Annotated in this window: 7 protein-coding genes; 5 read left to right on the forward strand and 2 right to left on the reverse strand. The window is 47.9% G+C overall.

What is annotated here, in order from left to right; genetic code table 11:
• Positions 1-10 precede the first annotated feature (10 nt).
• The 3 genes from V512_RS08770 to V512_RS08780 are packed head-to-tail and all read left to right on the forward strand — an operon-like array spanning position 11 to position 6,550.
• Entirely contained in the window at positions 11-2,695 is a 2,685-nt protein-coding gene (locus tag V512_RS08770) for a hypothetical protein (protein WP_099830111.1), read from the forward strand.
• Positions 2,692-3,933, forward strand: a complete 1,242-nt coding sequence (locus tag V512_RS08775) for a uroporphyrinogen decarboxylase family protein (protein ID WP_099830112.1) — start codon at positions 2,692-2,694, stop codon at positions 3,931-3,933. The genes V512_RS08770 and V512_RS08775 overlap by 4 nt, the downstream gene beginning before the upstream one ends.
• Entirely contained in the window at positions 3,917-6,550 is a 2,634-nt protein-coding gene (locus V512_RS08780; RefSeq protein ID WP_165775371.1) for a glycosyl hydrolase-related protein, read from the forward strand. The genes V512_RS08775 and V512_RS08780 overlap by 17 nt, the downstream gene beginning before the upstream one ends.
• Positions 6,551-7,225: 675 nt before the next feature.
• Here V512_RS08780 and V512_RS08785 read toward each other — a convergent pair.
• Positions 7,226-9,037 carry an amylo-alpha-1,6-glucosidase gene (locus tag V512_RS08785; protein ID WP_099830114.1) on the reverse strand — a complete coding sequence of 604 codons (1,812 nt, stop codon included), beginning with the start codon at positions 9,035-9,037 and terminating at the stop codon, positions 7,226-7,228.
• A gap of 331 nt (positions 9,038-9,368) precedes the next feature.
• The gene (locus tag V512_RS08790; protein WP_243392341.1) at positions 9,369-11,201 is read right to left on the reverse strand and encodes a S9 family peptidase; all 1,833 of its coding nucleotides are present in this window, start codon (positions 11,199-11,201) and stop codon (positions 9,369-9,371) included.
• A gap of 299 nt (positions 11,202-11,500) precedes the next feature.
• Here V512_RS08790 and V512_RS08795 point away from each other — a divergent pair, with 299 nt between their 5' ends.
• Both V512_RS08795 and V512_RS08800 read left to right on the forward strand, forming a co-directional pair.
• The gene (locus tag V512_RS08795) at positions 11,501-11,848 is read left to right on the forward strand and encodes a hypothetical protein (RefSeq protein WP_243392342.1); all 348 of its coding nucleotides are present in this window, start codon (positions 11,501-11,503) and stop codon (positions 11,846-11,848) included.
• A gap of 494 nt (positions 11,849-12,342) precedes the next feature.
• Complete coding sequence (locus tag V512_RS08800) at positions 12,343-13,740, forward strand: DUF1254 domain-containing protein (RefSeq protein ID WP_099830115.1); 1,398 nt, start codon at positions 12,343-12,345, stop codon at positions 13,738-13,740.
• The last annotated feature ends 473 nt before the right edge of the window (positions 13,741-14,213 follow it).

A 14,213-nucleotide genomic window follows, 5' to 3' on the forward strand; every position in this document is an offset into this window, starting at 1 on the left:
GGGCAATAACGTGAAATCTGTTTTGGTCAAAGGAGATTCAATAAGAATAGATATTCAGTTCACAGACCTTCTGAAGAGATCCGAGCTTCGGCCTCGCTTGGTGATAATTGCCAATTCGTCAGAGAAGAGATGCAATATAACTATCTCACAGAGAGAACAAGAGAGCTCAACATCTGTCGCTCCGGGTGAGTCGGAAGAGTTGTTCACAGTTGAGAGTGGCCCGGTCAAGATCATCGTTGCATCTTGTCAGGAGAGGTTGGAGGAGAGTATAGAGCTTGACCGGCCAAGGATAATTGATTTCAATCTACTAATGTTTTCTCACGTTGACCTTGGTTACACGGCCCCCATAAAGGAAGTCGAGAGACTCCAGGCTCATTACACCGCAAAGGCGATTCAGTTCTACAATGACAGCTTGCCCTTGCCGGAAGAATCGCGATTCAGGTGGAATATTGAAACGACCTGGGCCTTTTCGTGTTTCGAAAAGAGATACGGTCAAGCCGATTATGAGACGGCCCGTGATCTGCTGAAAAGGGGAGAATTTGGAATTGGAGCGCTATTTCTTCACCATTATGCAGACAGGACAGAGTTCGAGGAACTCTTCCATTCTCTGGAGAGAACCAGGTCGCTAAGAGCATCGGGTATGAAAATCAAGAGCGCCTTTCTCAGCGATGTACCAGGGGTGAGTACCGGACTCCTGGAGCTACTCTTCGATACAGGTGTGGAAAATTTATTCATGTCGATAAACAATTTCGTGGCCCCTTTCAAGGAATACACGAACCTGAAGTCGCCTTTCTGGTGGAGGCTTCCGAGTGGAGCAAAGATACTCGCCTGGTTCACGGATGATCCTAAATGGGCCTACATTGAAGGACATAGATTCTTCGGAAGCGATATTGAAACCTTGAAAGGCGAGGTTATAGACAAACTCGCTTCACTCGATGTCAGAGAATATGAATTCCCGGTCTATGCAATTCCAATGGCAATCGACAACAGAGAACCTATATTCACGCCGGTCGAACTGATAAAAGATTGGAACGCCTCGTGGAGAAACCCGCATATCTCCACAGCAACGATCGATAGTTTTTTCGATAGACTTAGACCTTGGTGTTCAGTAATTCAAGACGTAGAAGGTGAATTCAACGGATGGTGGACTTCTAATATTCTGGCTTATCCCAGGGAGAACTCACTTTCTTCGCATACCTTCTCCATTCTGCATGAAGCTTCGATTCTAAACGGGCTTTCAAATGGGGAGAACCATAAAGAGATCGAGGAAGCTTTTGAATTGATCGGGGGATTCGACGAGCATTCGGGAGGTGGAGGTCTGTATCTCTCTAAAGACCCCGAGGCAATCCTTGATGCAGTAACTCAGGGTTTCGGCTGGGTATTTCGGGCTAACCGCCTGGCCTGCAAGACAATCAATAGTCTACGAGAGAGAGTCTTTGGTTCTGGCAATTACATTACGGCGTTCAACCCAACAGGGCTGACGCGCAATGATTTTTGTGTTATGAATTGTGACGATCCGGAACTTTCTTTGGAAGCTCCCGATGGAACTGAGGTCTCTTCATTATTCTACAGCGGGAAGCTCTTTTTCGACCCTGGCGAACTCAAGGGCTTCGAGCACAGGCGTTTTCTGCCACGGAAGAAAGCTGGAAGAAATTCAGTTTCTGAAAGCTCGACAGGTAACTTAGAGGTTTCGACCGATCACTTCGATCTATCCTTCAACGATCGGGGAGAACTTGAATCAATCGTGGCCAAGGAGAACGGGCGAGAACTCCTTTCTTCATCTCTGACGGCTGGAAAGCTCAAAATAGTGCGTACCGCTGTCAACCCGACAGAAAACTTGGCAGACGCTATAGAACACGACGAGTTGTACACAGGAAAAGCTTCTCCAAATAGAGAAGAGGATTATCTGCCAGTCAAGTGTGGCTTTAGGGTCTTCGAATCACGGTGGGGTAAGGTGATTGAATTCCAGCCCATAGATAGATTCTGCAGGCCCTTCAGAAAATCCTTCATATTGCCAGCAGAATCTGCGGAGATAATCTTGTCTGTAAGAATCCACTACATCTACGACGTCGGTCCGTCTGACTTTCTGTTTCTCGAAGTTCCGCTCAACGTTGAGCGGCCGGAGATCAGCTACTCCACTCCCGGAAGAATCGCCCCGCAGGGTGATCTAATCAGCGGAAGCGGGACGGATACTCTGACAGTACTCGGGGGACTTAGAATCGATGATACTGGCAGTGGATTTTCGGTGAATATAGGCCTCGAAGGCATAAACCTGGTTGACTTCGCCTCTCCTTCACCTTTACGATTCAGACGGGACCTTCCGGCAAGTGGGAGATTGTTCTTCAGACTTTTTAACGGCAACCTGCAGAACCGCTTTGCCAGCCCCTTTCTCAACGGCGAACCCATGGATTTCGCTGTTAGGCTGTCGACTGGATCGACCGGATTGCACAAGTATTCCGTTACCATGAGAAATCCAATCTCAGTATTCAAGAGTGGCCGAAAGGCTGCTCCTATCCTCGCAGGACTGAAGGCGAGCGACAATGTCGAACTGTTTCTCGCTCAGGATAGATCAATGAAGCCGGTCCTTCTTGCTAAGGAAGTTGCTGGAGAGAAAGGCTATCTCATCGCAGGTGATGGGAGAAGATATGACCTGAAGGCATATGAATTCCTTCGCACAGATCTTCAAGTGGGGTGATCGAAATAACTTCAAAAGAGAGAATAATAGAAGCCCTGAACCACAGGGAACCGGATCGGGTCCCTATAGATTTTGGTGGAATGAGATCGACTGGAATCCATGCAATAGCATACAGGAAGCTTAAGGAGTACCTTGGACTATCAGACACATCGGTGAAAATCTACGACGTTTTCCAGCAACTGGCCCTGGTCGAAGAAGAAGTAAGAAAGAGCATGCATTCTGACGTCGTAGAACTCAAGAGACTCGACGGCGGCTTTGATACAAGAATAGATGAATGGATAGAGTTCGACTTGTTCGAAGACGGCGGAAGGTATCTTTTGCCTGCGGGTTTCGATCCAGTCACGTTAGCCGATGGTTCTAGAGTCATTATGAATGACGGCCGGATCGTAGCCAGCATGCCAAGAGGCGGATTCTACTTCGACGGGAAATACTTTCCCTTGGCTGGCACAGAAGACAAAAAGGCAATTGACGGACTCGTCCGTTCTGGTCTTTCAGAGAGGGAGATCGCTTTTCTGAAAAGCCAGCTTATGGAAATTAGGAACTCCGCTGACTGTGCGGTAATGGGAACGTTTGGAGGCAACTTTCTCGAGGCAGGACACACCTACTTTGGTTATCAGGAGTTCATGGAGAGAATCATAACGGATCGACCGTTAGTCGAATACTTCCTTGACAAGCTTCTCGAGAAGTACACCGTTGAGCTCGAAAGGTACCTTCATGAATTCGGTGACGAAATCGACCTTATACAGATTGGAGATGATTACGGAACACAGGAGAATACGCAGATTTCGTCTCGGCTTTTCAGAGCGCTCTTCAAACCACGTTTGCAGGCGCTGTGCAATTATATTCATTCGAAGAAACCCGGGCTGTTTATATTCCTACACTCCTGTGGTTCTGTTTATCCCTTCATCGGTGATTTCATAGAGGCCGGCGTCCAGGTCCTCAATCCCGTCCAGACGAGTGCAAAAAACATGGAACCTGCGATGCTCAAACGGGAGTTCGGAAAGGATATCGTATTCTGGGGAGGCGGATGTGACACTCAGCATGTGCTGCCCTTCGGAACATTGGATGACGTTAGAGATGATGTAAAGAGGCGTATAGACATACTCTCTCCCGGAGGTGGTTTTGTCTTCGCTTCGATTCACAACATTCAAATGGAAATAGCTCCGGAGAAGGTTTTTCGACTATTTGACACGGCTTATAATTATGGAAGAGGTGTGTACTGTGGCAGGAAAAGATAGAATCGTGCTCGTCCTCTCCCACACCCACTGGGACAGGGAGTGGTACGAGTCGTTTGAATCCTTCAGGTATAGACTTGTAAAGGCAATGGATAAGCTAATAGAAATCCTACAGAGTAGTACAGAATACCGTTGCTTCAACCTTGATGGACAGCTAGTGATACTGGAAGACTATCTGGAGATCAGGCCGGAGATGCGCCGAGTTCTCGAGGAACTTGTGACATCAGGTAGGATTGGCGTTGGTCCCTGGTACGTTCAGGCCGATGAGTTTCTCTCCGATGGCGAGTCGTTGATCCGCAACCTTCTGCTTGGTTCCCAGATAGCACACGAGTTTGGAGATCCACAGAAGCTGGCCTATCTTCCCGACACTTTCGGACACAATTCTCAAATTCCGCAAATAGCTAGACATTTCGGGATCACTTCGTCACTAATTTGGCGCGGAGTGTCTGGCGATGACTTGCCATGGGAATTCATCTGGGAGGGAGCCGATGGGAGCAGTCTGTACACTTACAGACTCCCGGAAAGACTGGGTTACTGCAACATGGCATTCACACCTGAGGGTCAACCTGTCGATTCGGCATTCTTTATAGGCTCTGCAAAGGAGTTCATGGAAAACTCCGCAACCGGCATGGTGGTGCTGATGGATGGCTGCGACCATGTTCAGCCAAGCGAGTCGATTCTTCCGTTCATAGATCAGCTAAAAGAGACCGACAACTGTCTTTCCTGCAAACAGGCGCTTTTCAATGACTTGGCGGCGGAGCTGAAGAAAAGGATACCTGCCACCGAAGGAATAAGAGTTCTTCACGGGCAGCTGAAAAACGTTAACATCTCCAAGAGGGGATACTTCAATTTCATTCTACCCAACGTCCTCTCCTCCAGGTGCAAAAACAAGCGCGAAAACTTTGACGCGCTAAACTGGCTAGAGAGTTATGCTGAGCCACTTGCGTCGTTCGCTCTACTCTTAGGAAAGCGGCATCCGGGAGGCTTCTTGCAGAAGGCTTGGAAGCTGGTTCTTCAGAACCTTGCCCATGACAGCATAGGTGGCTGCAGTGTGGATGAAGTCCATTTAGACGTATCGCGCAGATACTCCCACAGTATTGAGATAAGCAGAAATATAGCAATGGATTCGCTTTCAAGCTTGAGCGGAGCCGCTTCCGAAGGAGAAAATGACTTCTTTGTTGTCTTCAATCCATCACAATGTCCGACTAGTCCTGTGGAGATAGAGATTGATCTTCCTCATATTGCATTCGACAACCTCTCAAAGAGACCTGTTGTGAAGAACGAGACAGGTGAAGAAGTGGACTTCCAGATTTCTTCTTTACGCGAAACCGAGAAGTCTCTGAACTATCTTGGCGGTTCGGCGCCTATAGAGAAAGTTGTCTCTGTGAAGGGTTATCTTGGGTCGCAAATTGACGGGCTTTCCTTCGACAAGTTCCAGATATGCAGTTCGAGCAGACCGATCAATCATGACCTGTATAAAGCAAATAACAGTCGATGTCTTGAGAACAAGTTTTTGATGGTCACCGCAATGCCCGATGGAAGAGTTGAGATAATGAGCAAAGCCACCGGTGAAAAGCTCTTCACGAACCTCTTCGAAGACGGTGGCGATTGTGGAGATGGTTACGTTTATTCAAGGCCGCTTACCGATACCATTGTTACGAGTTCCGGCTCCCTAGAGACAGTAGAAGTAATAGAAAACGGGCCACTAGCAAGGGCTATAAGACTTAGTTACACACTTTCGGTGCCAGTCGGTCTTGTTGAGAACGGACGCAAGCGCTCTCTTTCAAGAACTGAAATGCCAGTTCACTGCACTCTGAGACTGATGGAATCGAGCAGTATTTTAGAAATCGAGACTGAGATTGCTAACAGTTGCGAGAATCACAGACTTCAGGTAAATTTCTGGAGGGAAAAACCAGGGAACGCTCTCTTCTACAAAACTCCGTTCGACATCGTAACAACACCAAAGAGCCAGCCCTCAAAAATCAACCCGAATTGGATCGAGGATGAACCTCTTGCCAGACCCAATAACGGTGTCTTCGGAGAAATCGAGAACACTGACAGATACAGCGGTTTCGCAGTAAGCACCAAAGGAATAAACGAGTTTGAAAGTTTCGAGCAAGGTCTTAAGTTAACCCTGTTCAGGGCAGTGGGCCACATAGCTTCTCCCTATCCTCTATCGAGTATGAAACGGCCTGCAGGGCCGAAGATAGAAACACCCGGGGCACAAATGAAAGGGAGTCTCACCTTTGAATACGCCGTCTTCTTCATAGATTCCCTTGAAGACATCGTAAAGAGAAGTTGTAGCTATCTGAAGAAGCCTCTGTCGATAGGCTTCGCAGGTAGGCGGCCTGAGACACCACTGACCGTAGATAGTTTGACGACGGAAGTAACTGCAATAAAAAAGGCTGAGAATGGGGAGAGTATTATCCTCAGATTAGTCAATTTCTCAGAAGAGTCCGATAACGTCAAGATTCGACTGAGAGAAGGTCTGTTTAGCAAAGCCTGCTTGTGTACAGCCGCTGAGAAAAGAGAAGAAGAGATACCTATTCAGAACAATCTCGTCTCAGTTGCGTGTGGACCGAAGAAGATCGTTACGCTAGAATTTGAAATGAGCAGCTGATTGGTATTGCTCATTCTTTATAGAGGGCCGATATTTACCGAAAGTGCCGTAAAGCCCCTAGCTTCAGCTATGGGGATATAAGGCACATTCATGGCATATTATAAATAATCCATCAGTCGATGGCGACAAGCAGAAGTCATAAAAACGTTCTTTGAAAATTGGATAGAGTATGGGGTTCTGATAGCTAATCATCTATCAGGTAAAACTCTATATGTCGTCATGTACAAGACCTAAAAACAAATTAGCGGACTAATAAGTCTGTGGCAGATGGTGTAGCGTAAGCGATAGTCTGCCAGCCCTAGGAGCTAATATGCTCTGCCTAGGGACGGGCTGATGGCACAGCCCTGAACTTGGGGTCATACTCCGATACCAGAAATGGACTTCGGTTTAATCACCCAAGAATCCCCTGCCTTTAGACATGGGGAGTGTCAATAAGTCGTTCTTACCCCAAGAACTCCTACAGAGAGGATGACTACCTAAGAGTTCTCACATATCTCCTTCCAGAATTCCGTAGACCCAATTCTCGTATTTGAAGGCATCGGTGAGATTGGAAGAACAGGTCGATGTCGATATCGCCATCTTTATCGATGTAAGGGTCCGGAGGCTGAACTTGCTTCGAAAACCGTTAAGCCCAGAAGGCTTACCAAAAGCAGTTTCCAGGATAGATTCTCTTATTCAGGCGTCCAGTACCCTAGATATTACAGAGAGCGTTCCTGTTGACCACAACTGAGGTGAGCAGCTGGCGGGATACTCTATTAACTTTCCTGACGTCTCGATTTTTGACAGACCGCTGAAGAGTTCGAGGAGGCGATTGTCATGATGCCTTTCCTTCGCCTTCAAGAGGTCTAGAGCGAGCCCTTTGGCCTTTTCCGAAAAACCGTAATTCATAAGCCCAAGCAGAATAAGCGAGTTGTCGTGCGGCCAGACGCTACCGTTGTGGTAGGAGAAGGGATTGTAGCGCTTCATTCTGCTCGAGAGCGTTCTTATTCCCCAGCCGGTGTACATTTCTTCGGAAAAGAGCCGTTCCACTAGCGCCTCTGCTTTGTCTTCGTCCACTATCCCTGTCATGAGGCAGTGGCCTGGGTTTGAAGTTATCGAATCGACCGGGTTCTTGTCTTTGTCGAGAGCCGTAGCGAAGTAGCTCTCGCTCTCGAGCCAGAAATCACGATTGAAATTGATCTTTAGAGTTGCCGCTCTAGAGGCATAGAGCGAGGCCATCTCTCTTTTGTCAAAGAGAACCATGAGCTTTTCGAGGCATTTGAAAGCGTCGTACAGATATCCCTGAACCTCTACGAGGGCAAGGGGCGGTTCTGCAAGCCTTCCGTCTGCGAAGCTCACCGAATCTGAGGAATCCTTCCAGCCCTGATTTACGAGGCCGCTGCCCGAAGGAGCAAACTCGATATATCCGTCGTTATCTGGGTCGGCATAATCGTCGATCCATTTTGCAGCTGCCACGATGTTCTTCTCAATGGATTTCACGAAGTTATTGTCATCTGTCTGAACGTAATACCTGTGAGCTAGCATTATGAAGAGAAGGGTAGCATCGATCGTGCCGTAGTATCTTTCGAAGGGGAGTTTTCCTGACAGAGAAAGCTCGTTCAGGCGTGTCTCGTGAACGATCTTTCCCGGCTGCGCTTCGGTCCTGTGATCTTCCTCTTCACTTTGAAGGTGAGCATGTGCCGTAAGAATATTTCTCGCTATTTTGGGAAGGAGATCAACTGTCTGAAGGCCAAAGATGAGGCTGTCCCTTCCGAAGACGGTCGCGTACCAGGGAAGACCGGCTCCAGGAAAGTCCCCATAGATCGTGGGTATCATGAGAGTCTTGAGATCCCCCAGCTCCCTTTCATTCAGCAGCGGAGTGTTTTTGACAGGTGAGATGTCCTTCACGGGTCTTTCCGACAACATCTTCTTGAAGATCACTTCTTTCTTCAATTCTTTGCTGAGTCTGAGCTTCCCGGAAAGGCTGGAACTTCCGCCAGACTTCATTTTCATTGAAAGAGCCGGTAGAGAGTTCTCAACGATGTCTTTCTCGAAATCACTTTCAAACTCAAAGTTATTCGTTGTAGATGATAACAGCGTCCTAGATATATCCAACCCTTTGTAAGCGTCGTTTTCTCCTCTAACAGAAAACATGTCTTCAAAGACGCAGCTGATTTCAAATTTGAAGGACACTTCTATATCCTCTGCCGAATAGTTCCTGACCGTGAGCTCTGTGTAAAGTGTGTTTCCCTCCGCGCGGAGGCTTTCAGTTACGTAGATATCGAAATGTGGAGCCTCGGGTTTAGATAGGCCAAGATAGCGGACTTCAATCCCGTCCCATGAAAAGTCAGAGTGAAGTCTTCTGAGTGGTAACGATGATTTGAGGACCATTCTCGAAATGAAACGGGTGTCCTCCAGGTAAAGTCCGGCAGCCTTTTCGCCGTCGCAGTCGATGATCCCTTTGTCATCTGTCACGACCATAAGATTTCCATTTTTGAAGATCTTCATTTCAACACCTCTCGGACTGAAGGGTTCTGAGGCTCTTCAAATCTCGATTTTACACTTATCCAAGCCCGCTGAACCGAACCTCTCCACTCGTTTCAGATGATCTTGGAAAGCACTGTCTTGACACAGGCAGACAAGGTCACTGTATGTTCCAGGCAGCAATGCAAAACGCCCTGCTGTGTTAGCTTTTCTCTGTCTTCTCCCGATCGACCCTTTTCAATTTGAAAGACTCTTCTAAAGGTTCGCCGAGAAGATAGTGGCTGAACCAGGCGAGATTCTGAGTCATTATCGCCCTGTGGAGGCCGGGCTTGTCTGCGCCGTGACCCATGCCCTTTTAGATCACGAGTCTGACGGGAACGTTCATCTCTCTCAACCCCTGATAAAGTTCGAAGGCGTTAGGCGGTGGAACTCTCGTGTCCGAGCCGCCATGCTGGATGAGCGTTGGAGTGGACGCATTCTTTATGTAAGTCATAGGCGAAGTCTGCTCGTATATCCGAGGATCTTCCCAGGGGTTGTCGCCGAGGTATCGGTGACAGAATTCATGGATGTCTGTGTTCACATGATAAGTCATCCAGTTGGATATCCCGGCTCCTACGGAAGCGGCTTTGAATCTCTTTCCGTAAGTTGCACAGAAGGCCGAGATGTACCCGCCCTGGCTCCAGCCCATGACTCCAACGAGGTCCTTGTCCACATAACCTTTTTCGATAAGATGATCGACTCCGCTAATTACGTCTTGGTAATCTCCAATCCCCAGGTTTCTGTAATTCAGTTTCCTGAAGTCTCTTCCATAGCCCTCGCTCCCACGGTAGTTGGGCTCCAGCACAAGTACACCTTTAGAAACAAGCTGCTCGACAGGGTAATAACTGCTGGTCACTCTCGCAGCAAGGGCCGTCCAGGTAGGTCCTCCATGAACAAGCACCACAAGCGGATGTTTCTTCATCGAGTCGAAGTCGGCCGGGAGATTCAAGACACCGTGGATTTCGGTACCGTCGTTGCTCTTCCAAGAGAGTCTTTCCTTCCGTACCCTTTCTCTCTTGGGCTGCAAAGACGCTATATCCGTTATCTTCTTCCCATCGAGGTAGATCTCGACAGGTTCATCATCTGTGGCCATGGCCATCGCTAAGTGCTCTCCATTTGGCGTCGTGCTGGAAGCCATAACCAGCTGATCCTCATTCGTCAGCCGTGCGATGGTGCCTTTCTCTCCCAGCAGGCCCAGGCTGATCGTGGAGTCTTCTATCCAGCTCACGAAGAAACCCTTCTCTGTCCAGGAAACCAGCTCTATGTTCAGGTCGTGTTTTACCACCACCCGTTTCTTTGAGAGATCTGAAAGATCTACGATCTCAACGGCCCCGTTATCCATCCAGGGATCTTCTTCTTCGGGCACGACGACTGCAAGTTTCTTCGAATCAGGAGAGAATGCGAATCCCCTGGGATGCGTCAGCGCCAGTTCTTTCAGTTTCCTATCGGCATTCATGAGAAATACTTTTGCTTTGTCGAAGTCGTTGACATCGCTCGTCGGAGGCGCAAGAAGGGCGACATGATTTCCGTCAGGAGAGAGAGCGATCGAAGAGACATGAAACTCCTTTCCGTCTGTCAGCTTATCGAAAAGCGTCTCTTCAGATCTCATATCCTTGGGCAGTTCGAACCTTGAAGAGTATTTCTTCATTGCGCGTGAGAGATGAACGAAGAAAAGCGAGCTGTTCTTCGGTTCTTCATCTATGTAGTCGAATTCGCCGTAGTTCTCTTTCCTCTTTTTAAGTTCCTCGGCTTCGGGAGAGGCAGCAACTAGATAAAGCCCGTCGTTCTTACGACTCCACTTTATCTGGCTTATGTCGTTCTCGAAAGTAAGCAGTTTGAACGTTCGCTTCTCTTCGAAATCGAAGATCATAACGTCGTTCTTGTTTTCCCCGCCGGTCTTCTGGAGAAAGGCAAGTCTCCTAGAATCAGGAGCCCAATCGGGAAGAGAAGAGTCGAATTCATCGTTCGAGACATGCAGAGCAGTCCCACTTTCCGCATCATAGACCACAACCGTTCTAAGGTATTTATTGTCGTCCCAGTCTGTACGCCTAACCGTATAAGCAACCTTTTTGCCGTCGGCCGAAATAACGGGACTGTTTACAACAGGAAGCGAAAGCTGCTCCTCTATCGTGAGATATCTGTCGCTCAAATCATATCCCTCCCATCTGAAATAAGAAGACAGTACTATCATGGTCTATCCTTTGGAAACAAGCAAAAGGCCTGCCAACAACCTTCTCACCGCACCAAAGTCCACTTCAAACGCCTGTATTGAAGTCACTTTATCGCACTATATTCTAGCTCACAGATATATGATCTTGAAGAAGATACATAGGAGAGGTTTCTTCTATCGTTCATTCTTTTGCTATCGCATCCCTTCTCTTGGCAGGATTCACTCGGGCCTCAGATAGCAGGTGTCATCCCGGCTGGCTGAATGAAGGAGATGTTGGCATGAAGATTACCTTCCTTCCCCATTCACGATTAGGCAACTGGGATTTCTTTCTTAGTCTGGCCTTCGTTGTCTTGCTCTTTGCCCAGATACAGTTCTCATTGATTCCGCTGCCAGTCTTCTCTGTTATGGCTCTGGGAGTTGTGGGCTTTGTCTTATCTATGATCGCTTTTCTCAAAAGGGATAGAGCAGCGGGAAAGCTGCTTTCCATGATTATTGGAGCCGCGATTATCTTCGTCTTCGGATCTATACTGATCATGTCTACCGACCTCTTCAAGGGTTCTCTCGTTGCGAAGGACTACCTGCAGAAGTCGGAAAGAGAGAAGCTCAATAACATAAACATCTGGTAATTCGACGGCGTAGCCGGAAACTGGATGTACGTTACTGACTATGTTGGCCCCCGGTATCGTGTCAAGCTAGATGGCTCGGTCGGCACCAGAATGAACTGAACCCGGTCTTTCGGCCAAGGCTCACATTCCGCTTATCATCTTCGACAACCTAATTTCTGGTGAAGACGCGTAGTTCGCAGTTCTTGCTCTTTTTGCTGCATGAGTTTCCGTCAATGTTGATTTGGAGTGTCTCCCTGTATAATTAGCTCAAAACTTATACTTGCTTCATACCCTTTGACTAGCCGTGTCTCGCGTCTTGAATCCGATCTTGAAATCAGGAAATTTGGTGTAGTCCCGACTAGAGAGCAACTCCCGTCTCTAATTCAATCATTGCAGCTTCAGCTAAGAGTCACATTATGCCCATTCGTTTTAACTGGAAACACGATTGGAGTTTTCATGATTGCCAAATTAAACTGAACACTGGTCTTAGTTTTCAGGAAAGAGGAGGAGTATCCGTGGTTTCAAAGAGACTGGTAATGACCTGTTTCATACTGATTATGTTGATCTCGAGCCTATTCTCCTTTCAGCCAGAACTCACTCTTGATCCAATCGAGGCGAAGTCCATAGCGAAGGAGGCTTATATTTTCGCCTACCCTATGCTCGAACACTACAGAACAATGTTCTTACAGCTGTTGAGCTGGGGAGAGCTGAACGAGTTCACCCATTACAAACAGCTATACGGACCAAAGAACAAGATGATTGTCCGTCCAAACAACGACACCGTCTACTCAATGATCTGGATGGATCTTACGGTCGAACCTATTGTGATCTTCATCCCGGCGATCCCGGCCCGATACTTCTCATTCCAGCTGGTTGACATGTACACTCACAACTTAGCATATATTGGAGCGAGAACGACCGGCCCCGGCCCGACGACGTTCATGGTTGCCGGTCCACACTGGGATGGAGAAATTCCCGCAGGCATAGACAGGGTGGTGTACAGCGAAGGTAATTTTGTCTACTGCGTAGTGAGAACCGGCGTGAACAGTGAGCTGGAAGGAGACCTTCAAAGGGTTCTCGAGATACAGCAGCAGTACAAATCGCAGGCTCTCAGCGATTATTGCGGAAATCCTTCTACGGAAGAGACTCGTTCCGTAGATCTGCCTCCTTTCGATCAAAGTGTTGCCGACTCGACTGGGTTTATCGGATACTTCAACTTTCTTCTCGGGCAGCTTGAAATACACCCTTCGGAGGAGGTTCTAATCAACGGTTTTTCTAGGATCGGAATCGGACCGAATTATCCATTCGATCCCGATAGCCTTTCAGAAGCCGTAAGAGAAGCTGTAGAGGAGGCAATAACTGAAGCCCGGGACGAGATCTATGCAATGGAGACGAAGATAGGGATCGTTCAGGACGGCTGGTCTTTGCCAGAAAGAATCTTCGGTAATAGGGACAGAATGCAGGGTCTGCATCTGATGAGGGCGGCGGCAGCTCATCTTGGACTGTATGGGAACGATCTGGAAGAGACCTTCTACCCGAACTGTCTGTCTGATAGCGATGGTGACACACTGGATGGTTCAAAATACAACTACGTCATTACCTTCAGCAAGGATCGGTTGCCTCCGGTTGATCCGAGAGGATTCTGGTCGCTCACAATGTACGACAAGGACCAGTTCCTTGTGGAGAATCCCCTGAACAGATACTCTATCGGCGATAGATCAGAATTGAAATATGGCGAGGATGGCTCTCTGGTTCTATATCTGCAGCATGAATCACCCGGAGCATCAAAGGAGTCGAACTGGCTTCCGACACCTGACGGGGAGTTCAAGCTCACCATGAGGATCTATATACCACTGCCCGAAGGGCTGGATCCCCTGTACTGTCCGCCACCAGTTCAAAAAGCTGGTGAATAGTTGGTGTTGACTTAGAAAACTTATGAATTCTAGAGCGATTGGTGGGGACTGATTGGTTGACCAAAACCGAATGCTCCAACGCAACTTTGACGGCAAGGAATCTAAGAAGAGCTGAGCAAGCGGAAAAACGAAAAGAGAAAGAGACGTACCACCACAAAGACCCATGAGTGGATTGCGTGGCATTTTCTTGAGTGCTTCTAAGGAATTCTATAAATGGGCGTCTGTCTTCGCGATGGGCGCCGTTTCTCGCTATAGCAAGTAATTTTCCAACAACGAGGCTTAGCGACTAACTCTCCTTCCTTTGCAACCCTAACCAAATGTGGTTCACACGGGAACAGCAGCATGAGATATGTATTTTCCCTTTCCCCATATCTGGCAAGTCCTCCATTTCATACTACCCTCAAAGAAATGATAGTCTTTCAAAGCGGCAGTTTATTGAAGTGGATGGAGCATTATAAAGACTATAATAGTAA

The organism is Mesotoga sp. Brook.08.105.5.1, from assembly GCF_002752635.1.
In the GTDB taxonomy this organism is placed as follows: Bacteria; Thermotogota; Thermotogae; order Petrotogales; family Kosmotogaceae; genus Mesotoga.